Source organism: Pseudoalteromonas xiamenensis (assembly GCF_017638925.1).
GTDB classification, from domain to species: domain Bacteria; phylum Pseudomonadota; class Gammaproteobacteria; order Enterobacterales; family Alteromonadaceae; genus Pseudoalteromonas; species Pseudoalteromonas xiamenensis.
Window position 1 is genome coordinate 1,952,420 of record NZ_CP072133.1, and the last position, 22,908, is coordinate 1,975,327.

Below are 22,908 nucleotides of genomic sequence, written 5' to 3' on the forward strand. Positions count from 1 at the left end.
GTAATAAAGTTGGTTAAATTTTTACCTACATATAGCTTTCCTATGTAACTTTTTTGTAATATCCCCGCCGTACACTATCGACCCATTTTTGGGTAAAAAAACACGGGAAAATAAAAAAATGTTAAAAACAACACTTAAGCCTTTGGCTTGGAGTATGGCGCTTGCTACGCTTCCTGCCTCTGCAAACTTACTCATTTCCGAGTACGTTGAAGGCTCATCAAATAACAAAGCGATTGAGATCTACAACAACGGCACTGACGCGGTTGATTTGACTCAATACCAACTGCAATTTTTCTTCAATGGTAATACGGCAGCAGGTAATACGATTGCACTGGAAGGCCAACTTGCGGCAAACCAAACTTATGTAATTGTGGACAATGACTCTGCACCTGCGCTATTAGAAAAAGCACAACTGATCAATTCAGGTTCTTGGTTTAACGGTGATGACGCAGTTGCGATTATGCAAGGTGATACGGTTATCGATAGCCTTGGCAAACGTGGCGAAGATCCAGGTAGCTACTGGATGGTTAATGGCGTAAAAACGCAAAACCAAACATTACGCCGTAATAAAGCCTCTGCGCCTCGTACAGATCTTGATGGCACGTTTGACCCAAGTGCTGATTGGACGCAATTCGACATCGATGATTTCTCAAACATTGGTCAACACGAAGGCTCTACAACGACTGAACCACCTGTTGAGCCACCAGTAGAACCACCTGTTGAACCGCTAGTATGTGGTGCAGAAGCGACAGCTATTCACACTATCCAAGGTGCGGGTACAGCAAGTCCATTGAAAGACCAAATCGTCATTGTTGAAGCCGTAGTAACGTCTGACCTACAAAGCGATGACCAATTGAAAGGCTTCTTCATGCAACACCCTCAGTCAGAGCAAGATGGTGATGCACTAACATCTGAAGGTATTTTCGTTTACTACAATGGTACTGACGTAAACGTAGGTGACCGTGTACGCGTACGTGCGAAAGTACAAGAATATTACGATGCAACTCAATTAGGTGACATCGAAGCACTAGAAGTATGCGGCACAGGTTCTGTTGCACCAACACTCCTTACTCTTCCGAACGACAACTTAGAGCCGTTTGAAGGTATGTTAGTGACTATCAATCAATCACTGAAAGTCGTTGATACGTACGGTCTAGCGCGTTACGGTGAAGTGGCACTTGCAACCGAGCGTTTATATCAAAGCACACAAGTTGCTCTGCCAGGTGATGCAGCTCGCGCTATTGAAGCTGCCAACGCAACAAAAGAAATTTTGCTTGATGATGGTTCAACAAAACAAAATTTAGAGCCAATTCGCTACCCAGCGCCTGGCCTAGATGCGTACAACACACTTCGCCTGGGCGACACTGCGGATAACCTAGAAGGTGTGATCACGTACAGCTTCAGCAAATACCGTCTACACCCAACTGTTGAACCTATTTTCACGAACACCAACCCACGTACTGAAGCACCTGTTGTTGAAACTCGTGGTGATTTACGTATCGCCTCATTCAACGTCTTGAACTACTTCAATGGTGATGGTCAAGGCGCTGGCTTCCCAACAAGCCGAGGCGCATCAAGCGAAGAAGAATTTGCACGTCAAAAAGCGAAGATTGTTTCTGCAATTCTTGCATTAGACGCGGATGTCATCGGCCTACTTGAAATTGAAAACGATGGTTTCTCTGATCTTAGCGCGATTGCAGACCTAGTTACTGCTCTGAATGCACAAAGCACTGACACCTACCAGTTTGTTAATTTCAATGCAGAAAAAATTGGTGGCGATGCAATTACCTCTGCCCTAATCTATCGCGCCAACAAAGTGGCTGAAGTTGGTACTCCTGCATTTACCGAAATGGTGCCGTTCGATTACGGTAACCGCCCACCAGTCGTACAAACGTTCAAAGTAACGAACACAGAAGAAGTCTTCACCATGGCTGTTGCGCACCTTCGTTCAAAAGGCAGCTGTACAAAAGCGACTGATGGCGATAAAGACACAGGTGACGGTCAAGGTTGTTGGAGCGTAACACGCACGACAGCGGCAAACACGCTTGCAGATTGGTTAGCGACAAACCCAACGGGTGTCGAAGACACAGATACAATTGTGGTTGGTGACTTGAACTCTTACGCAATGGAAGATCCACTTCGTGCATTTGCGGATAAAGGCTTAAAGTCAGTAGTCGAACAACTTGATGGTAATACACAAGGTTACTCATACAACTACGCGGCACGTATTGGTAGCCTTGACCATGCACTGGCGTCTGATTCAATGATGGAAAAAGTCGTTGCAGCAACACACTGGTCAATCAACGCGGACGAACCCGTTGCTCTTGATTACAACACAGAATATAAATCAGACGCATTGAAAGCGAGCCTCTATGCAGACAACGCTTACCGTGCATCAGATCACGACCCTGTTGTTGTAGAACTGAACACCACGCCACCTGCGCCAGAGCCAGAAGTATGGAGCGGTGAGTTTACAAATGTAGGTGGTTGGTTCTGGCCAAAGAACTTCAAAATCGACGTTCCAGAAGGCTACCAAAATCTGAAGATTGAAGTCACTGGTGGTTGGGGTGATGCTAACTTAAAAGTAAAACAAGGTAGCGCACCAAGCTTATTCCGTTACGACTGTCTATCGGCTAAATTCGGTAACGTAGACGTGTGTGAATTTGCTGAACCAAAAGCAGGTAAATGGTTTATCCAAGTATCAGGTTACTTACCATTCGGTAACGTAACAGTGAAATACAGTGCGGTAAAACCATAATTAATACCATTAGGTATGACATGTAGGCGGTGTTTACACCGCCTTTTCTTTACGCGCCAGACGAACTAAAGTCCCAAGGGTTCGAACTGCATTCTCCACTTCAGCCGTCCACGGAATGCCAAAGCTTAAGCGCACACAGTTCTGGTATTTTTGCCCAGCGCTAAAGAGACTGCCCGGCGTCAAACTGATGCCATTCTCAAGCGCTAAGTGAAACAAGCGAGTGCCATCGTAGTGCTTTCCTAAGTCGAGCCAAAACACACAACCGCCTTGCGGATCGCTAATTAACACGTCGGCCGGAAAGGTTTCGATAAGGACCTGTCGCATTTTGTTTTTATTAGTCAATAAACGTTGCCGTAGCAATTTGAGATGACGATCAAACTCACCACTGGCAAGATAGTCGGCCAACACCCATTGATTCATGAGCGAAGACGAACAACTCAAAGCACGCTTAATACGTCGCGCCTTTTCTGCATGGAGTCCTGCAATCAACCACCCGATCCGGTAGCTTGGTGCGGCTGTTTTGGAAAACGATGCACACGTCAACACACGTTCTGGTTTGGCGTATTTCATCGCGGGTAGACCACGCTCCGAGCCAAAATGCAGCTCACCATAAACATCATCTTCTATCAGCGTCACTTGAAAACGGTCCAGCAAGTGCACGAGTTGTTCCCGCTTATTTTCCGGCATACAACTCCCTAATGGATTATTTATGCTCGTCGAAAATAAGCAGGCCTTAATAGGATGTTTTTCAAGGGCTTGCTCCAAATCGGACAACCATACCCCTTCTTCAGGGCAAAGCGGAATTTCAATCGCTTTGAGTTCCCAAGTTTTCAACCAGCTCAACGATGCCAAAATAGCAAGGTGATTCAATCGCCACTACGTCTCCAGGGTTGGTGACGCACTGCAAAGCGATGGCAAGCGCCTCTTGTGCGCCATTGGTGATCACCATTTCATTTTGCTCAACCAGCAAACCCATGTCTAAGTAGCGATGCACGATTTGCTTTTTGAGCGCAGCCAGTCCATCCATCGCACCATAGTTGATGGCACGTTGCCCTGCTTGCTGCATCGCTTTGCGCATAAGTTTTGCCAACATTTTATCGGTACTGGCCACGGCAACCGGATTCGCTATCCCAAATGGGATCATGTCTGGAGCATGAATGGCTTGATAGACTTGTTCTATAAGACCTTGCTTGTTGACTTGTAGAGGTTTATTGACCAGTTTGGCTTTTTTAGGCTGTACGGCATTTCTGGATTTTGCCACAAGGAAATACCCCGATTTTTCACGGGCCACTATCTTTCCTTGAGACTCTAAGGCTTGATAAGCCTGTTTTACCGTAGGAATACTGACACTCAAATTATTCGCTAAGATACGCGACGATGGGAGTTTATCGCCTGGTTGCAGCGTTCCTTGTTCAGACATCGTTTGAATTAAGTTGATGACTTGTTGGTATAAATACCCTTTCTCTTCCCGTCCAATCGCCAAACTCATCTCGACCTCTCAATCTGTATAGGTTGAAAATCCATAATTCTGTATATGGTATATACAGATTATTTACTTAAACTAACCAATAACCAGACCAGAAGCAAATAGTAAGTTTATACTTACCAACTCAACCGAGAAGACATCATGAAAAATGCAGTACTTTATCTCACCACCGTATTAATTTGGGGTTCCACATGGCTCGCCATTGAATTTCAGTTAGGTGAAGTTAACGAAGTGGTGAGCTTATTCTATCGATTTTCAATTGCTGCGGCCTGCATGTGGGCGTTTGTTGTTGTGAAAAAATTACCAATGCGTTTTAGTTTGGTCGACCATAGTTATTTCATGCTGTTGGCATTGGGCAACTTCGGTTTGAACTATCTCTTTCTGTATTGGGACTCAAGGCTACTTGACGTCCGCTATGGCATCCATTGCGTTCTCACTGTTGTTGGTGTTTAACATTCTCAATACCAAACTGTTCTTCAAAAAGCCTATTGCAAAACGAATCTATTTTGGTGCGGGTATTGGTGTGCTCGGCATTGTGAGCTTGTTCTGGCATGATCTGAAAACGTTCGATTTAGAAAACGGTGCACTGATCGGTCTTATACTCGCGCTAGTCGGCACGGTATGCGCTTCGTTGGGTAACATGGTCAGCGTACGCAATTCCAACGCGCAAATAGGCGTGTTGCAAGGCAATGCTTGGGGCATGCTGTATAGCGGTGTAATGCTTGGTTTGTACGTCCTCATCAGCGGAGAGTCGTTCGTCGTGCACGCGCAAAGTAGCTACTGGCTATCGCTTGGTTACTTAGCCGTATTTGGTACGGTCATCGCGTTTGCATGCTATTTCCATCTCCTCAAAGGCATTGGTCCTGAAAAAGCCAGTTACGTCATTGTTCTGTTTCCATTCGTTGCGGTGACATTAAGCACATTATTTGAAGGCTTCGAATGGCAAAGTCATACGTTTCTTGGATTTACGTTGGTATTACTTGGTAATGCACTCGTCCTGACCCCCATTGAACGCATCAAAGCGCATTTCCGCCCCCTTTCCCCAGTAGCAAGGTAAACCTTGCTCAAAAAGGTGCAAAGGATTGCACCTTTTCACGTTCACAAACTCAAAGGGATATAACGGCTATAGCACCGCTAACTGAAGTTTTTCAGGGAGACATTCAAACGTTGCAGGCGTCATCCCAACCAACTCACCATCAGCCTCAATGGGTAACCCGACTGTGCGCACGGTAATCGACTCGCTGTTCCACGATTCCACAAATGGGAGCGATGTGTGGAACTGCAGCAGCATGCCGACAAACGACGCCACACGTTGCCAACCTTTGCACCCTTTAAACAACAGCAGCTCAAACTGTCCATCTTGATTATCGTTGTTCGGAGCAGGGCGCAGACCCGCTGCAAAATATCGCCCATTTGCCACCACTAGCATCATGGTTGGCACAGCATTACGACCATCCAGTTCAAGTGACACGCCTGCGAAGCAGAAAAGCTGGCTTAAGCCGGCAGTAACATAACTTAGGGGATGACGCTTGTTTTTAACGCTAAGGGCTTCGACCACCGCAGCATTAAAGCCAACGCCACCAATGTTATGAAAATAGCATCCGCCAACTTTTCCAAGATCCATCCTCTGTGTCTTGTCGCTGAACACCGTGTCGCGCCACTGCGCCTCTGAAAATGGAAACTGCCTAGCGAAATCATTTCCCGTGCCTGCGGGGAGTAAAGCGAGGCGACAGGGCATGTCTACTGTCGCATTCACCACCAAATGCAATGTCCCATCACCGCCTATCACAATAACTTGGGTCACGGTGTTAGCTAGTAAGCGAATGGTTTGACAATCCGTTTCAAATTCCCCCGTTGTGCCATACCACAGCCAAGTGATTTGGTGTTTTTGTTCTTGTCTTTTTAACCACTGGAGGTGCTTTTGTGCTTGGCGGCCACTGCTGGGCTTATACACCACTAAAAATTCTGCCATTATACAAATACAACTAATATGAATAATTAATCAAAAAACCTGCATACCGAAATAAAAAACAACAAAAACCTCTATAAATAAAGGCGAAACACTGAATCAATCTTGCATATTTTTTGATATTTCATTCTGAATGAAAGATTGATCGGATAAATTTAACTAATCCGATAGGGCCAATATTTATCGTTTTATTTTTCGACAATCTGCATGCAAAATAAGCACCGTACTCAACCACACTTTGCAGGAGAAGACAATGCTTAATGGCGCAGGTGCATGTTGCAACCCAAGCACACACCTTTACACAGCAACAACAGTAAAACCATCTTTTACTTGGTCAACACTGTTCAACCAAGTTGGCAAAATGCTCGCTTTGGCAAACGCTGTACACACTAAGTAATCTTGCAATCGGATGTCGTTCCCAACCAGACGACATCCTTGCAATCTTTTCTACCTGCCTCAATTTCTTCTAAATACACCCCAAAATCTAAAAATTTTCTTAAACCTTTCAATATTCGTCTAATTTTTAGGCAAACAGTTCAATAAACTGTTTACATAGCGAATTTCGCTCAGTATTATTCTGCTCCATGGAGAGATGGCTGAGTGGTTGAAAGCACCGGTCTTGAAAACCGGCATACGTTAATAGCGTATCTAGGGTTCAAATCCCTATCTCTCCGCCACTTTTAAAGTTTTGTTGCGGTGAGATGGCCGAGAGGCTGAAGGCGCTCCCCTGCTAAGGGAGTATAGGGTTTGTAGCCCTATCGAGGGTTCGAATCCCTCTTTCACCGCCATTTCTTGTAAAAAAACCGCTTAATTAAGCGGTTTTTTTATGTCTGAAATTTGCCTATTTAACAACTTCAGGTACACGCTGACCGTATTTCCACGCGACTAGTCTCATCCTTTCTCAGTAAAAGGAACATTGCTTTACTATTCTACTAAGCTCTTGTAATACTTTAATTAGCCTTATATCGATTTGCCTAGCTGCGCCATGTAACGCAGCCATCAAGAAGGTATGCTATGACACACGGATTGAGCTTTGAAGAACTCGCGAAGTTTTATGATCTCTCTTCAGATTTATTTTGCATTGCCAGCATTGATGGAAAAACCATCAGTGTAAACAAAGCCTTTGTGAAAATGCTTGGGTTCGAGAAAGCCTTTTTCTATCAAACGTCCTTGCTTACCCTGATCCATCCCGATGACGTGAGTGCCACACAGCAGACACTTCGCTCATTGCTCAACAGCAAAAGCATTGTTCGGATCAACAATCGTTTTCGCACCAATGCAGGGCAATATTTGTTGCTGGCATGGCGCATTGTATATGACCCATCGAGCCAACGTATTTACGCAACCGCGCGCGATCTTACCGACGAATTTAACGCCAAAAACCAACACTACCAGCTGCAAAACGCGTTGCTAGAACAAACAATCATTTCACAAACTGACCGCATGGGCATCATTACAGATGTCAATGAGAAGTTCTGTCACATTAGCGGCTATGCTTATGACGAATTGGTGGGTCAATCGCATCGCATTATTAACTCAGGTATGCATTCAAAACATTTTTTCAAATTAATGTGGCAAACCATTTCGAAAGGTGAAATTTGGGAAGGTACGATTACCAATCGAAAGAAAGACGGAAACTTGTATTACGTGCGCAGCATTATTGTGCCAATGAAAAATCACAACAAAGAGATCACCCACTATGTGTCCATCCGCCAAGACATTACCGATAGCATCGTAAACCAAGTTGAACTGACCAAAACACTGAAAATACTGAACGAAACCAGTGCAATTGCCAAAGTCGGTGGTTGGGAGTTAAAAGTGGCAACGGGAGAACTCTTTTGGACTGAAGAGACCTTCAAAATTCTCGAAGTAGAACAACGCGATGGTTACTCTCCAACGCTGCCCGAAGGCATTCAGCTTTATGTCGCGCAACACCAACCCATTATCGAAAACGCCGTTTATCAAGCGATGCACCATGGCATTCCCTACGAATTGGAATTGCTGGCTCGGACCGCCAAAGGCAATGAGCGCTGGGTGTTCACCAATGGCAAAGCGAATTACATTGACGGTTCGATTTACTCGATTTCAGGCACTATACAAGATATTCATGATAAGAAACTCGCCGAACAAAACCTCGCGATTGAAAAGCAACGCTCTATTCAAAATTCTAAATTAGCGTCGTTAGGCGAGCTTGCTGCGAGCATCGCCCACGAAATCAACAACCCACTTGGGATCATTTCAGGTAGCGCTCAACTCCTTGAGTTAGAAAGGGTAAATCAACAACCTGATGCAGTTTTGCAAAAAGCCGCAACCATTTTGAAATCCACACAACGCATAGAACACATAACGCAAAGCTTAAAGCGATTTGCCCGCACCAGTTTTGATGACATGAATAGCCAAACCTATGTGGAGAAACTCTTGCAAGAGGCGCTCTCTCTGACTAAACCTAATATTAGGCGGCATCTAGTCAACTTAGAGGTCTCTGGTTCCTCTCAGCACTTAATTCGCTGCAATGAAATTGAGATTGAACAGGTGTTTATCAATCTAATCAATAACGCTGTAGATGCGGTCAAGGCACAGGAGACTCGTTGGATCCAAATAAGGGTTAGCGATGAGCACCAACACGTCGCGGTGGAAGTGGTGGATTCTGGCCACGGTATTGAAAGCAGTGCGCGTGATAAACTCTTTCAACCCTTTTTTACCACAAAGCCTAAAGGTGAAGGGACTGGTCTTGGTTTATCAATTTGCCGTGAAATTTGCGAACGACACAATGCTCAGCTATACCTCAACGAACATAGTAAACATACGTGTTTTGCGTCGCGATTTAGGGCGTTGTCTGATAGTGAAGAGTGATGACATTACGACTGGTGTATATCGACGACGAAGTCGAATTAGGTGAGTTAATGCAGGAGTTCATGCACGACCAAGATGTGGCGTTACGCTGTTTTGACAAGGAACAGGACGCCATCGAGTTCTGCCGTGAAAACACGCCTGATTTGGTGTTAATCGACTACCGACTTCGCCACATGACCGGTGTGGACGTTGCACGCCAACTGCCACCAAACATACCGAAAATTTTAGTAACGGGCGAACTTGAACTTCCTAAATGCGATGAGTTCCAACAAGTGATTAGTAAACCTTTTGATTTCAAGGTGATTATTAAACTAATTACCGAAGCCGTATCAGCGCAACAACTCGCTGAATAATTGAAAGTGACAAAAATGAATCACCCTAAAACGAAAATTCTGATTATTGATGATGACTTGGACTATTGTGCGTTAATTACAGAGACGCTAATAGACCAATATCAATGCTATTTTGCCCATGACGGTCAAAGTGCTTTAGACCAATTCACAGCCGTGCAACCGTCGCTCGTTATGTTAGATCTTGGGTTGCCCGACATGCCAGGTCTTGCACTGTGTGAAAAGCTAGCGAGCGCCGCAAACGGTAACCCGTATGCGTTATTCGTCGTGTCTGGTGACAGTTCAATCGACACGAAATTGAAGGCCTTTGCAATGGGCGCAGATGATTTCATCGGTAAACCGTTTGAAATAAAAGAGCCTCATCTCGCGTATTGAGCGCGATTTGAAACTACTCAAAGAACGCCATGCCTTGCAACAGAGCCACCAAGAGGCCTATCAGCTAGTAGAAGTCACCATGAAACAGGCATCGCAGTACAGCTATGTCATGAGCTTTTTCAAAAACCTCAATGCGTGTACAAACGTTGAGGGGGTTATCCAGACCTTTTTTGATGCAATGCGCTTTTTTAGATTGCGGGCTAGTATTTCCGTTCGTAAGCCAACTCCGATGATGCTGGATTTCAACGGGGCACAGCTTAGCCCCATTGAAGCTAACGTTTACGAAACGATTGCCAATAAAGGTCGACTGTTTGAGTTTGGGCAGCGTTTGATGGTCAATGGCAAGCATGTATCGTTTTTAGTTAAAAACATGCCCGCTGATGATGCGGTTAAAGGTGAGGTCAGAGATTACACGGCAGCCATCGTCGAAGGCTTAGAAGCCAAGTTGGAAGACTTGTCCTTACGCAGTGGCATGGCGCAAGCCATCGCTGATTTAAAGCAAACAGTTGCAGACATTAGCAGTGCGATAAACGAACACAACACGATTGTAAATTCCGTTCTTTCAGACATGCTGACGAAGATTTCATCCAGCTATCACTTACTCGAACTCACGGAAATACAAGAAGACTTCTTCACTAAACTGGTTGAAGAAGGCGTTGTTAATTTAAGCCAGTCAGAAGGCGCGCTGTTCAATACTCAAGTCGATTTACAGAGATTAATCAAACAACTAGAGGCATTGAAACTCGTTTAATCTGTGAAACCCTTGTCGCCTAGACTCAAGTTCAAGCTCAAAGGTGAGCTTGAACCACCTCAACAAACCGATTAAGGTCATCTTGTGTGTTGTACAAATGGGGTGAAATACGTAATCCATGCAGGCGACAATCTACCGCAATTTGCTGTTCTTTCAGAGCCGCTAAAATTCGTTCATTATGAGCACCAAATGACACAATCGCCGTACCTGAAGCACGTTCAATTTTACATTCTGACACCATATACCCTTCAAGCGCGGTGTGTAGCTGAGAGAGTAAAGCCCAGTTATGCTCTCGCACTTGCGCAATGCCCAGTTCGGTAAAATAGTGAATGCTGTGCGCGGCACCGATAAAGGACTCGACTGACGGCGTTCCCCCCCAAAAGCGTAATGCGGTTTGGTGGAATTCAAAATGATGAATGTCGAATTCAAATGGATTAGCGTGCGAAAACCACCCGACATCTTTTGGTTTTAACTCACTCAACAACGCCTCACTGACCCATAAATAAGCCGCACCAGGCCCACCGCACAGCCATTTGACTGACGACCCCAACATCACATCAATTTGTAGCGCATTGAGATCGACGGGCAAAATCCCGGCTGATTGGGCGACGTCTAGAATGACTTTTATACCGCGCTCTTTTGCTTTTGAGGCGATGAAGGAAATGGGCGCTTGCTGGCCAGTATTTGAATAAACGTGACTGACAAAAACAAAGTCGATATCTGGGGTTAAGTGCATTTGCCAAACATCAGGATCACTCATGTCTGCGTCCGCGCCAATAAAGTGAAGCTCGATGTCGTTACGCGCACACTGTGCAACAAACCCCATACTTGGAAAGTCATTTTCACTCATCAACAATCGAATGGGTGTCGTGGATGAAGGCAAACTTTGTAATAGCTTCGTTAAACCACTGGATACATTGGTTTGAGGACAAAACTGCGTAGCTGGCGCATTGAATAGCCTCCCTAGTGCAGCAGTAAATTGCTCAATCCCCTGTAACCAATGCCCCCAAGGCTCCACTAAGCCCTGTTCCCACGGCTCAAAATAGTGCGCTCGTATATGCGCTTGTAAGGACTTTAAAGGTCGCCCAACGGAATGACTAAGCAAATAGGTCCCGTTTTTTGGCAAATGAAACGCATCACCTTTGTTTATCATTGTGAAGCACCTCCTTTTACTCGTTGGCGGAGTATTTGCAGATCTTGATAACGAGTATAGATGTCTTCACGATTCGCCGCGGCGCGTTTGTCTCGTAATGTTTCTAATTGCTTAAGCAATACCGGCAACGGTGGTCCACTGGCGGTGACTTTGTCCATATGTTGCTGCGCCAAACGCTGTGAAGGATGAGCGATGTACTTACTGACTAATTGATTGTGATGTTGGATGGCCGTATCCCCGTGCAATTTACACACTTGCATAAACAAGGTGGCCGTTTCCTCAAACCAACTGCCGGTATGGCCATTTTCCGCTTCAGTAAGCAGTGCATCGAACAAATTGGGCAAACGCATGCATTCTCGAAGTGTCGCTTGATCTTCCGGCATCATATATAAAAATTTATCAACGAGCATTTGACCATAATGCACATCGTTGGCTTGGCATAAACCCAGCATCAGGTCTATCACGTTAATGCCTGCAAAATCGCCTGCATTTGCACCTCGGTAGATCTCTTTGCCAACTCGATAAGGCTTGTAATATGGACGAACTTGGTAAAAAAACGCGTCCGTATCCAATTCCGTATAGAGTATTTGATTTGATTCAATAACATCGAGCAGTGCGCGTTTGACTTCTGTCAGCAAAATCGGCGTCATTGGGTGTGAAATACCGAGGGAATGGATTTTTATCAACGATTCCGCCGCTCTTTTATACGCCAAAATGCCACGCGTGTTGTAATCAATAAACAACTTCTCCGCGTGAAGATTGGTGAAGCGTTTATATACTCCATTCACCGCTTTGTTGTGAGTGGTTAAATGTGCGGTTGCGAAACGTGGTGTAACCCCTATGGATGCGCCTATGTGCATGGCAAGCGCTGAGGCTTCTTGCAAAGGCGAAATAACCTCGCGACTCGGTTCGGTAATTTCATGGCGACGGCAGGCCGCCATAAACAATCCAACATTCCCAAGTAAATCAAAGGCATTTTCGAAACCTTCATCGGTGTTGCCTTCGGCAAGCAATTTGATGATAAACGCATTACCTTGCGTGGTAAGCGTTTGCTTAATGTCTTCACCTACCGCGACGACGTTCGCCTTGTCATCTTGCTGCCAATACAACGCTTCAAGTTGATCATTCAACTGTACAAAGTCATGTCGGATCCACTGATCAAATTCTGTTGATAACGTACTCATTTTATTCTCTATTTTCACGACGCCTGACACTAAAATAGCAGTGTCTCATAGTCACCAGCTTAACAAAGCTACTCGAAATAAAATTCGCAAAATCAGGTTGATTTACTCCATTTATCAGCAACAATATGAATATAACAATTGAAAAATAGTGAAAATCACTCAAATGGCACCGCTTGATAAGAAAGACAAAGAAGTATTACGTGCGCTTCAGAACAATGCGCGCATGTCCAACAGTGCCTTGGCAGAACACGTCAGTTTATCCGACACCCCCTGCCTTAGACGCGTTAAAAAGTTGCAGTCAGACGGCATTATTGAAGGTTATCACGCAAAGCTTAATGCAAAATCACTCGGCCTGAGTGTATTGGTCTATGCGTTTGTTCGCTTGTCTGAAAACTCGGCGGTTGCGGCGAGTCAATTTGAATCCCATGTTGAATCACTTGCGCACGTGTTGAGCTGTTCGGTCATCTCTGGGAGCTACGATTATTTGTTGGAAGTGGTCGCAGAGGACTTAGAGCACTATGAGTTTTTTCTAAAACACAAGCTGGCTACGCAGCACCATGTTGCAGCGGTTGAATCAACAATAGTGCTAAAACAAACATTTAGTAGACGCTCACTGCCAATTTAAGGCTATACTAAAGTCACTCGTGACAACCAAGGAAAGATGTAGAAACGTCGTGCTTACTCTTCAATCTCGATGGCAAAAAGCCACGCTATACCTTTTATTTTTGGTTGCCTATGTGGTCAGTGGACATGCGCTTCTGTTTTTTACTGTCCAATCGCAAGTGTTACCAATTTGGTTACCCGCGGGCATAGCGCTTACGGGGACCTACGTTTGTGGACTGCGTTTTCTACCCGGAGTCTTTCTCGCCTCCGCAATATTTAATTGGAGTGTCTCACAAACGGGTGCATTGCTCGCGTTTTCATGGCTCAAAGTTGCTGAAATTAGTCTCATCGCTACCGGTGCGATGCTGCAAGCGCTTGTCGGTGGGCTGCTGCTGCGCAATTGGCTGGGTAACCCCTTGTTTCCCAAATCACGAATTCACGCGTTTTACGTTATCGGTATTGTCGGCATTGCCGTCAACTTAATTTCATCCAATGTTGGTGTCGCGTCATTAAGCTTGTTTAATCCTCATTACAGTCCAGAAAATCACTGGACGAACATGCTATTTTGGTGGTTGGGTGACAGTTTGGGAGTGATTTTAATTACACCCATTATCATGGTGTTAGTGCAGCCTTGGCTGAAAAGTGTCGCACACAAGCCTCGCTCTTGGTCGGCTGTCGTTGGTAGCATGGCGTTGATCTGCTCTGTTGCAGTCACAACCTATATGTACACCAAAAACAACCAACATAACGCAACTCAAGTTGCTGACAGAGAAGCACAAGTCGTTGAAACGATCCTCCATCGCCACCTAGGTAGAACACTTTTAGCCGCCTACGATTTATCTGCGGTTATTTACCAAGACCCACATTTAACGTTGCCAGAATTCAAGCTCGCGGCAGCAAAACTGCGCCGCCAACACCTATTCATTAAAGCCTTGTCTTGGAATGTGGCGGTTGCACCTGCCGATGTTGATGCCTTCAACAAACGTTTGCAGTCGCTTTATGGCAATGATGTCGCCATCAAAGGCGCTCCGCTAAGTGAAAATGACCCAAGAGTGGTGGTCACGTATATTCTTCCTGAAGCGGATAACCGCAATGCCCTTGGTTTTAATGTGTATTCTCGTCCAGATCGAAAATCCGCGTTAATTGCCGCTGAGTTGTCGAATACGCCTCAAGCGTCAGGGATCCTTCAGCTGGTTCAATCCAGTAATGACCAACCCGCTTACTTGCTGTTTGCGCCAGTTTACTCATCCAAAATCGATACTAAAACGGGTAACCATCAAATCGGTGGATTTGCCACAATTGTTGTGGATGCGAAAACCATCGTAGAAGAGGCCATCACGCAAAGTAATGCACAAATGCTTAATGTTGCGCTGTACGAATCAGGGAAAACACGGCCGTTTTACCAAAATCGCGGGTCGGAGCAACCGTCTAGTTACCCATATACCAGAGAGCGCACACTGTATTTTGCGGGGCAAACTTGGCGTATGGAACTCAGCTTACGGGATGAATTTATTTCGAATTTGAATCATCAGCAAACGTTAATGCTGATGATCCTGCAAATCTCTATCTGCAGTTTACTGTCGTTACTCATTTTACTTTTTGTCCGTCAAAGTGAGGCACTCAATCATTTAGTGGAAGTGAAAACATTATCCCTTGCCAAAGCCAAGCGTGAATCCGACGAAGCCAACCAAGCGAAAAGTCGCTTCTTAGCCAACATGAGCCATGAGATCCGCACACCATTAAATGCGGTGATCGGGTTTGCCTCTTTGGCCAAAATTACTAAATCCAGTGACGAACTGCATACCTACATAGAGCGAATTGGTCTTGCGGCAAAAACGTTACTGAATCTTGTGAATGACATTCTTGATATTTCCAAAATTGAATCAAACAAGTTGGTGTTGGAAGAACACGAATTTAATTTAAGTGACGTGCTAATGCGTTTAGACAGCATGTTTGCAACAGCCGCTCAGGAAAAAGGGCTAACGTGGCGCATTGAGCACTCATTACCCAAAGAATGCTGGCTCAGAGGTGATGTGCTGCGTCTCGAGCAGGTGTTAATCAACCTCTGCAGCAATGCAATTAAGTTTACCTCTCGCGGCAAAGTTGTGGTGTCTGTCCAACATAAAATCGAAAAACGCCATTTCAAGCTCGCGATTTCAGTTGCCGACACGGGCATTGGTATCGAACCCAGCAAACTTGAAGTCGTCTTTGCACCTTTCAGCCAAGCTGATTCTTCCACTTCTCGCAAATTTGGTGGAACGGGACTCGGTTTGGCTATTTCAAGAGACTTGTGTCGACTCATGGGCGGGGAGCTCAAAATCAGCAGTGAATTTGGTGTTGGTACAACATTTAATCTTGAACTTAAACTTCCTGTCGGCAAAGCTCCTGAAACTCAAGTGGTCAACATTGACAATCAAGTGCTATCAAAACTGCATGTCTTGGTTGCCGAAGACAATCCCGTAAATCAAGTCGTCATTAAAGCAATGCTGAATTCCTTCAACATTGAACCGACCATTGTTGAAAATGGCCAATTGGCAGTTAATTTAGTGGCATTAGAACATTTTGATGTTGTGTTGATGGATTGCCAAATGCCAGTTATGGATGGCTACCAAGCAACCGCGTTAATCCGCGAACAAAAATCAAAAAGTACGCTGCCGATTGTCGCGCTCACTGCGGACGTCATGCCAGAACATAAAGCGCATGCCGAGGCAATTGGCTTTAATTATCATCTCGCTAAGCCTTTAGACAGAGATAAACTCGGTGAGTTACTCATGAGATTGGCAACTTCATGATCAGAATGTGGTTGCTGCTCTTGTTCATGAGACTCGGCTACTTTTGCCGAGACTAGCTGCTTGTCTTCGCGTTTAAACGCACAACAATTGGAAGCGCAAATCCAAGATGCGCCATACCGTTATGCAACTAGCGAAGGGCCGCTTTTCGTGTCGTACCGCAGCACGCCGTCTTTTTCGAGTTACGCTGCGCAAAGTAAGCAAATTATCGCCACTCGCAACCCTCGCGGGACGTTACCTTGTCCAATTAGTACTCCAACAACGCAATGGCTTATCAAACACGACCAGCTTAGTCCCCCTGTAACCGTCAGTGATCTCGTCGCCCCTTTTGAACTTGAGCAACCCCAATCGAAAAAAGTGGCGCTCCTTTTTCATGGATTAACCGACTCGCCGTTTAGCTTTCATGCAATTGCCCCACTGCTTTGGGCACAAGGCTATACCGTACGCACTTTGCTGCTTCCAGGTCACGCAACCGCTCCTAGTGATTTACAACAAGTCGACGTGACGGCTTGGTCGGAAATAACACAAGAAGCGCTTTTAGATGCCCAAACGAATTTTGAACAGGTGTTGCTTGTTGGGTATTCAACGGGCGCCGCACTCGCGCTCACCGCCGCCGCACTCCAACCAGATAAGGTATCCGGTATCGTGCTGATTGCACCTGCATCACAATCGCACAATAAATACAGCTTTTTGGCTCAGTGGCTTCAATACGTACCGGGTCTTCGTTGGTTAGATGAAGCGCCGGATATTGACCCATTTAAATATGAAAGCTTTCCCATGGCTGCCGCCGCGTTAGTCCATGAGGTAATGAGTACGTTTTATCAACCCAACTTTAACCACGCCGCATTACGAAACATTCCCAAACTAACGCTACTTAGCGAGGTGGATACAACAATTGATAGTCATGCAACATTAGGCCTGTTAGCCCAATGGCATCATCCACGTGATACCTTATTACTTTATGGAGAGCGGTCTTGGGCGCAATCTGTACTCGGGGAAAAATACCAAATCGAGCAAGCTCGATGTATCGAAGAACTTTGCGTCGCGTTCAATGGAATGTCGCATATTGGCCTTTTACATCCCCCCTCACACCCCTTTTACGGGAAAAATGGGACATATCGACACTGCGGAATTTATTTAAAAGATCTGCAAAAGTATGCACAGTGTACGCTGGAGCCAAATGCTGTCCGTGGTGAAACGACTATTGAAAACACGCAATCTAACCCAATATTTCAAAGACTTACCTACAACCCTTACTATCATCAATTAGAACAAGTACTTGAACACTTCGTTCATGCATTGCCATAACTATTCCAATCCATAAGACTGAGTTTAATCTCTCTAACTAATACTTTTTAAGTGATCAGTCCACTTTATGCGTCTTGCGCTGTTATAGTGCAAAAATGATCCAATTTAGTACGCTTAAGATTAAATATTCAGCAATATTTAAGAAAAATAGCGTTATAAATCAGAACATGAGCCAGATCATCTCAATGGCATGGTCTATGCTCTATATTTACGGCACGGCGCGAATGTCGCGTCTCGTAATCAAAACACATACGGTAAAACTGGGGGAACCTTATGACACATAAATTGAACAAATCTGTTTTAGCACCGGAGCGTGAACTAACTCAACCTATTGACGATCACTTACTCAATGAAAGTGATAGCTACCGCGATGAAGTTTACGGTTTGCTAAGCCCAACAAAAGAGCAGAAACGTAAAGGTGAAGAACCAAAAGTTTTTGTACTAGGCTATAACTAATCATAACCTCAGATGCGCATAGCAGCAGCTAATCATGCCTGCTGACAGTATAGATTGGTACTTTCCACCTCGTATACGCAACTTAGGTTAATACAATGACAATACTAAAGCGCTCACTCTGCAGTGGTAATAGAAAAATGCACTATTTCATTATATTGCCCCGCAGAGCGCTTGCAGCTTGAACAAACACTAAGCTTGTATTCTAATTTATAGACAGGCATGCTGTACGGAACATTCTTTATGTATGGCAGATACTTCCGATGAAATATTCCCTTCTAATTATGGCTTTAGCAATGTCACTTAGTGCCTGTAACGACGTTAAATCCGACCATAACGCCACGGAAACAGTAAGAGAACAGCCAACACCCAAGTTGGAGCAGCTTAAAGAAGCTCAAGAAGCTCAAGAAGCTCAAGAAGCTCAAGAAGCTCAAGAAGCTCAACCAAGTATTGATATAGCCTCTTTGAAACACCAGTTAAATTCTCTGACCGAAAATAAACAATGTGCTTCTCAAGCATCTTGCCAGGTACTGCCTGTAGGCAAACGTGCCTGTGGTGGTCCATCAAGCTACCTTGTTTATTCAACTGATCATGCACCACAAGAAGAGGTCGAGAAGCTCGCAAAAGCCATCACTGCAGCCGAAAATGCTAAAAATAAAAAAGAAATGACCATGAGCATTTGCGAACATCTTACGCAACCTTTGATACAATGCGTCAATCAACAATGCACCACGGCTACATCCGCAAATCCGGCTTATTAGGAGCTTTTAATGATACGTATACTTGGTACTCTCGGACTCGTGTTCTTAGTGGGTTGCGAGTCCATTTCGGTTCCTTCTCTGAACAGCAGCAGTTTTAACAATAAAGATGTGAGCGGTTGTGATGGTAGTTTCCAATGCCACGTTATTGAACTTCCGATGGCTTCAGGTTGTGCTTCGCCCTCTGGCTACCAAGTATACTCAACCAAAGCCTTAAGCGAATTAGAAGCCCAACAATACGAACAATGGATCATGCAGCAACACGTAAAGCAACAAGCCGATACTCATACGTGCCCAACGGTTTACCCAGTGCAAGCCCTGTGTGTAAATAAAACCTGTGAAGCCATTACGTTAGGCAAATAACAGGGGACCTAATACCGCTAAAATGACAATTAAAATAGAATACGCCGTAACGCGTATAATCAAATTGAGACGGATTTCTTCGTAACGCCAATTGAGGTAGATGAAACGTGCTAAATCCGTCGTAGCCATCCCAAAAAGCGCAAAAATGAAGATATAGATCACTTGAAGAATTGGCATGGCACCTCAAACATCTCTTTACCAGTTAATTGTATTCGGTAAGCACAATAAGGTGGCAAACCCGCCTATTGACGCCATTTGGTTTCATTTCTAGCTACAAAACCTAGCATACTCACCAACTCCCCTTTCTATTACCATAATTCGCAGAATACGATAAAGCAAAGATTCTTTGCCTATGTATGGCCTTTAATCGGCATTCAATACCGTTTTCTGTGTGTTCGCGACTTAACCTATCTGGGCTGGTAAAGGGAGAAATGAAGTAACAACAAGATGTGGAAGGAAAGGTTTTAAGCGCAGGCCCTATCAAAACACCGAAATGAAGATCCGTCACTAAAACACTCTCAATAACGGCCTTCTCACTGTCAACGCAGATGTGTGTCTGCCAAAAACAAAAAAGCCCCGATTAAATCGAGGCTTTTTTTAGCTTAAAAGTAAGATTACTTCTTCGCTTTTTTCTCTTTCTCAGCTGCGATTACCGCATCTGCCACGTTCATTGGACATGGCATGTAGTGTGAGAATTCCATAGAGAATTGACCACGGCCAGACGTGATAGTACGTAAGTGACCGATGTAACCAAACATCTCTGAAAGTGGAACTTCACCCTTGATACGGATACCCATTGCACCCGGCTCTTGGTCTTTGATCATACCACGACGACGGTTAAGGTCACCGATTACGTCACCTACATTGTCTTCTGGTGTGAACACGTCAACTTTCATGATTGGCTCAAGAAGTTGTGCACCCGCTTTCGGGATTGATTGACGGAATGCGCCTTTAGCAGCGATTTCGAACGCGATAGCTGATGAGTCAACTGCGTGGAATGAACCGTCAAATAGTTCAACTTCGATGTCTAGTACTGGGAAGCCTGCAAGCACACCCTCGTTCATCATTGACTTGAAGCCTTTCTCAACTGCTGGCCAGAATTCCTTAGGAACGTTACCACCAACAACTGTAGACTTGAACACGAAGCCTGAACCAACTTCACCTGGCTTGATACGGTAATCGATCTTACCGAATTGACCAGAACCACCTGATTGTTTCTTATGCGTGTAGCTGTCTTCAACTGGCTTCGTGATAGTTTCACGGTAAGCAACCTGTGGAGCACCTACGTTCAATTCGATACCGAATGTACGCTTAAGGATGTCAACTTTGATGTCAAGGTGAAGTTCACCCATCCCTTTAAGGATAGTGTCGCCCGTTTCTTCGTCTGTTTCAACTTGGAATGATGGATCTTCTGCAAGCATCTTACCTAGCGCGATACCTAGCTTCTCTGCAGCACCTTTGTCTTTTGGTGTTACAGCGATAGAGATTACCGGCGTTGGGAAGATCATTGGCTCAAGAGTACATTCGTGCTTAGGATCACATAGTGTGTGACCTGTTTGAACGTTCTTCATACCAACGATAGCGATGATGTCACCAGCTTGAGCTGATTCAAGCTCGTTACGGTCGTTTGCGTGCATTTCAACCATACGGCCAACACGCTCTGTTTTACCTGTAGCAGAGTTAAGGATCGTGTCACCTTTCTTCAACTTACCAGAGTAGATACGTACGAACGTAAGTGCACCGAAACGGTCATCCATGATCTTGAACGCAAGCGCACGGAAAGGCTCGTCTACAGATACAGTAGCAACTGCGCCTGTTGGCTCACCAGTTTCTGGATCTGTTAGATCTTGTGGAGCAACTTCAGTTGGAGCTGGTAGGTACTCAACAACTGCGTCTAGTAGAAGTTGCATACCTTTGTTTTTGAACGCAGAACCACAGAACGTTGGGAAGAACGCTAGGTCACGTGTACCTTTACGGATACATGCTTTTAATTGCTCAATAGATGGAACTTCGCCATCCATGTAAGCCATCATTAGTTCATCGTCTTGCTCAACTGCAGACTCAACTAGCATTTCATGGTATTCGTCAACTTTGTCAACCATGTCTGCTGGTACGTCTTGAACTGTGTAGTTTTCAGGTTGACCTGAATCGTCCCATACGTATGCTTGCTTAGTTAGAACGTCAACAACACCGATGAATTGGTCTTCGATACCAATTGGAAGCGTCATAACAAGTGGGTTTGCGCCAAGTACTTTCTTAACTTGACCAACTACGCGGTAGAAATCCGCACCCATACGGTCTAGCTTGTTTACGAAGATTAGACGAGATACTTCTGCGTCGTTCGCGTAACGCCAGTTTGTTTCAGACTGAGGCTCAACACCACCAGAACCACAGAATACACCCACACCACCGTCAAGAACTTTAAGTGAACGGTATACTTCTACTGTGAAGTCAACGTGTCCCGGAGTGTCGATAACGTTAAAACGGTGATCTTTCCAGAAACAGGTAGTCGCTGCTGATTGGATCGTGATACCACGCTCAGCTTCTTGCTCCATGAAGTCCATGGTCGACGCGCCGTCGTGTACTTCGCCTAGCTTATGGATTTTACCAGTAAGCTTAAGAATACGTTCTGTTGTCGTGGTTTTACCAGCGTCAACGTGCGCGAAAATACCAATATTTCTGTATTTTGATAAATCTGCCATTGATGTGCTCTGTTTAAGTAGAAAAATTATTCGGCGGGAGTATATCACCTCTTGTAGCGAACATCATCCTTGAAACCGCTTAAAATGCGTGCAATTTGAGAAAATTTTTTTAGATGAATAAGTGTACAAGGAATTTTGGCGACATTTATGCCGCCAAAATTATCAATCTCCGTCAATTAAGTCGCCTAATGAGCCTAAAATCGAGCCTTCGCCTTGCCTTTGTCCACCCATTTGTGGCGCATGCTCAATGACTCTGTCCGCTAAACGTGAGAACGGTAAACTTTGGATCCAGACCTTCCCATGACCAGATAACGTCGCTAAGAACAAACCTTCGCCGCCAAAGAACATACTTTTAAGGCCTTTAACTCGTTCTATATCAAAGTCTATTCCACCCGTAAAACCGACCACACAGCCTGTATCCACGCGCAATGTTTCACCTCGTAATTCTTTTTCGATGACCGTACCGCCCGCATGTGCAAACGCCATTCCATCACCTTGCAGGTGTTCGAGGATAAACCCTTCGCCACCAAAGAAACCTGCACCTAACTTACGCTGAAACGCAATGTCTACTTTCGTACCAAGCGCAGCACATAGGAATGAATCTTTTTGCAGATAGACCGATTGACCTAACTGAGCCATATTAAGTGGTACAATTGTCCCTGGAAATGGTGCTGCAAATGCCGCGTGCTTTTTTCCCATGCCGCGATTGGTAAAATGCGTCATAAACAAAGATTCGCCGCTGATCATGCGTTTACCCGCACTAAATAGCTTGCCCATAAACCCCTGCTCGACGTCCGAACCATCACCCATTTTAGCTTCAAACTGGATCCCGTCTTCGATGTAGTTCATGGCGCCCGCTTCCGCAATAACGGCTTCACCTGGGTCAAGCTCAACTTCAACCATTTGCATTGATTCGCCGATAATTCGATAGTCAATTTCGTGGCATCTCATTTCTATTCTCCCATGCACATAACATTACGCTGTAAAAGATTGACGACCTATCTCGTTCAATGTGAGTAGCACGTCAAATCGTCCTTTCTTTCCATCTTGCCG

At 45.0% G+C, this 22,908-nt stretch carries 18 protein-coding genes, 2 tRNA genes and 2 pseudogenes; 14 read left to right on the top strand and 8 right to left on the bottom strand.

Translation table 11 applies throughout. The features are described 5' to 3' along the window. Nucleotides 1–118 precede the first annotated feature (118 nt). Nucleotides 119–2,758 (top strand): ExeM/NucH family extracellular endonuclease, encoded by a 2,640-nt coding sequence (locus J5O05_RS09450; RefSeq protein WP_208841856.1) that lies wholly within the window; start codon nucleotides 119–121, stop codon nucleotides 2,756–2,758. 33 nt (nucleotides 2,759–2,791) lie between these two features. On the opposite strand, the pseudogene J5O05_RS09455 reads toward J5O05_RS09450, so the two are convergent. Then, nucleotides 2,792–4,247, bottom strand: a pseudogene (locus J5O05_RS09455) (aminotransferase-like domain-containing protein). A gap of 138 nt (nucleotides 4,248–4,385) precedes the next feature. Between J5O05_RS09455 and J5O05_RS09460 the strand changes: the two are divergent. Continuing rightward, nucleotides 4,386–5,301 (top strand): annotated as a pseudogene (locus tag J5O05_RS09460) (DMT family transporter). 66 nt (nucleotides 5,302–5,367) lie between these two features. On the opposite strand, the gene J5O05_RS09465 reads toward J5O05_RS09460, so the two are convergent. Both J5O05_RS09465 and J5O05_RS09470 read right to left on the bottom strand, forming a co-directional pair. Then, nucleotides 5,368–6,216, bottom strand: a complete 849-nt coding sequence (locus tag J5O05_RS09465) for a diacylglycerol/lipid kinase family protein (RefSeq protein ID WP_208841857.1) — start codon at nucleotides 6,214–6,216, stop codon at nucleotides 5,368–5,370. 294 nt (nucleotides 6,217–6,510) lie between these two features. Next, a complete protein-coding gene (locus J5O05_RS09470) occupies nucleotides 6,511–6,654 on the bottom strand; it encodes a hypothetical protein (RefSeq protein ID WP_208841858.1) in 144 nt (47 codons plus the stop codon). A gap of 145 nt (nucleotides 6,655–6,799) precedes the next feature. On the opposite strand from J5O05_RS09470, the gene J5O05_RS09475 reads away from it, so the two are divergent. From J5O05_RS09475 to J5O05_RS09500, 6 genes are all read left to right on the top strand, one after another. Further along, nucleotides 6,800–6,890 (top strand) — tRNA-Ser (locus tag J5O05_RS09475). 18 nt (nucleotides 6,891–6,908) lie between these two features. After that, nucleotides 6,909–7,001 (top strand) — tRNA-Ser (locus J5O05_RS09480). A gap of 226 nt (nucleotides 7,002–7,227) precedes the next feature. Then, on the top strand, nucleotides 7,228–9,066 hold the full coding sequence (locus J5O05_RS09485) for a PAS domain-containing sensor histidine kinase (protein WP_208841859.1): 1,839 nt from the start codon (nucleotides 7,228–7,230) through the stop codon (nucleotides 9,064–9,066). Then, on the top strand, nucleotides 9,066–9,419 hold the full coding sequence (locus J5O05_RS09490; protein WP_208841860.1) for a response regulator: 354 nt from the start codon (nucleotides 9,066–9,068) through the stop codon (nucleotides 9,417–9,419). Before J5O05_RS09485 ends, J5O05_RS09490 begins: the two co-directional genes overlap by 1 nt. A gap of 15 nt (nucleotides 9,420–9,434) precedes the next feature. Then, nucleotides 9,435–9,791, top strand: a complete 357-nt coding sequence (locus J5O05_RS09495) for a response regulator transcription factor (protein WP_208841861.1) — start codon at nucleotides 9,435–9,437, stop codon at nucleotides 9,789–9,791. Nucleotides 9,792–9,798: 7 nt separating this feature from the next. After that, nucleotides 9,799–10,542 carry a hypothetical protein gene (locus tag J5O05_RS09500; RefSeq protein ID WP_208841862.1) on the top strand — a complete coding sequence of 248 codons (744 nt, stop codon included), beginning with the start codon at nucleotides 9,799–9,801 and terminating at the stop codon, nucleotides 10,540–10,542. Between the two features lie 37 nt (nucleotides 10,543–10,579). On the opposite strand, the gene J5O05_RS09505 is transcribed toward J5O05_RS09500, so the two are convergent. Further along, entirely contained in the window at nucleotides 10,580–11,695 is a 1,116-nt protein-coding gene (locus J5O05_RS09505; RefSeq protein WP_208841863.1) for an aminotransferase class V-fold PLP-dependent enzyme, read from the bottom strand. Further along, nucleotides 11,692–12,879, bottom strand: a complete 1,188-nt coding sequence (locus J5O05_RS09510) for a PrnB family protein (RefSeq protein ID WP_208841864.1) — start codon at nucleotides 12,877–12,879, stop codon at nucleotides 11,692–11,694. Before J5O05_RS09510 ends, J5O05_RS09505 begins: the two co-directional genes overlap by 4 nt. 163 nt (nucleotides 12,880–13,042) lie before the next feature. Between J5O05_RS09510 and J5O05_RS09515 the strand changes: the two genes are divergently transcribed. From J5O05_RS09515 to J5O05_RS09540, 6 genes are all read left to right on the top strand, one after another. Next, entirely contained in the window at nucleotides 13,043–13,504 is a 462-nt protein-coding gene (locus tag J5O05_RS09515) for an Lrp/AsnC family transcriptional regulator (RefSeq protein WP_208844502.1), read from the top strand. A 49-nt stretch (nucleotides 13,505–13,553) separates the two neighbouring features. Further along, nucleotides 13,554–16,274, top strand: coding sequence for an ATP-binding protein (locus J5O05_RS09520; RefSeq protein ID WP_208841865.1), 2,721 nt, complete (start codon nucleotides 13,554–13,556; stop codon nucleotides 16,272–16,274). 60 nt (nucleotides 16,275–16,334) lie between these two features. Further along, the gene (locus J5O05_RS09525; RefSeq protein ID WP_208841866.1) at nucleotides 16,335–17,579 is read left to right on the top strand and encodes an alpha/beta hydrolase; all 1,245 of its coding nucleotides are present in this window, start codon (nucleotides 16,335–16,337) and stop codon (nucleotides 17,577–17,579) included. Between the two features lie 273 nt (nucleotides 17,580–17,852). Further along, a complete protein-coding gene (locus J5O05_RS09530) occupies nucleotides 17,853–18,035 on the top strand; it encodes a hypothetical protein (protein ID WP_208841867.1) in 183 nt (60 codons plus the stop codon). A gap of 293 nt (nucleotides 18,036–18,328) precedes the next feature. Continuing rightward, nucleotides 18,329–18,793: a hypothetical protein gene (locus J5O05_RS09535; RefSeq protein ID WP_208841868.1), complete on the top strand. Its 465-nt coding sequence runs from the start codon at nucleotides 18,329–18,331 to the stop codon at nucleotides 18,791–18,793. Nucleotides 18,794–18,802: 9 nt separating this feature from the next. Continuing rightward, on the top strand, nucleotides 18,803–19,153 hold the full coding sequence (locus J5O05_RS09540) for a hypothetical protein (protein ID WP_208841869.1): 351 nt from the start codon (nucleotides 18,803–18,805) through the stop codon (nucleotides 19,151–19,153). On the opposite strand, the gene J5O05_RS09545 is transcribed toward J5O05_RS09540, so the two are convergent. From J5O05_RS09545 to J5O05_RS09555, 3 genes are all read right to left on the bottom strand, one after another. Then, nucleotides 19,142–19,330 carry a hypothetical protein gene (locus J5O05_RS09545; RefSeq protein ID WP_208841870.1) on the bottom strand — a complete coding sequence of 63 codons (189 nt, stop codon included), beginning with the start codon at nucleotides 19,328–19,330 and terminating at the stop codon, nucleotides 19,142–19,144. The genes J5O05_RS09540 and J5O05_RS09545 overlap by 12 nt on opposite strands. Before the next feature lie 437 nt (nucleotides 19,331–19,767). Then, nucleotides 19,768–21,855, bottom strand: a complete 2,088-nt coding sequence (gene fusA / locus J5O05_RS09550; RefSeq protein WP_208841871.1) for an elongation factor G — start codon at nucleotides 21,853–21,855, stop codon at nucleotides 19,768–19,770. Nucleotides 21,856–22,017: 162 nt separating this feature from the next. After that, on the bottom strand, nucleotides 22,018–22,812 hold the full coding sequence (locus tag J5O05_RS09555; protein WP_208844503.1) for a TIGR00266 family protein: 795 nt from the start codon (nucleotides 22,810–22,812) through the stop codon (nucleotides 22,018–22,020). Between the last annotated feature and the right edge of the window lie 96 nt (nucleotides 22,813–22,908).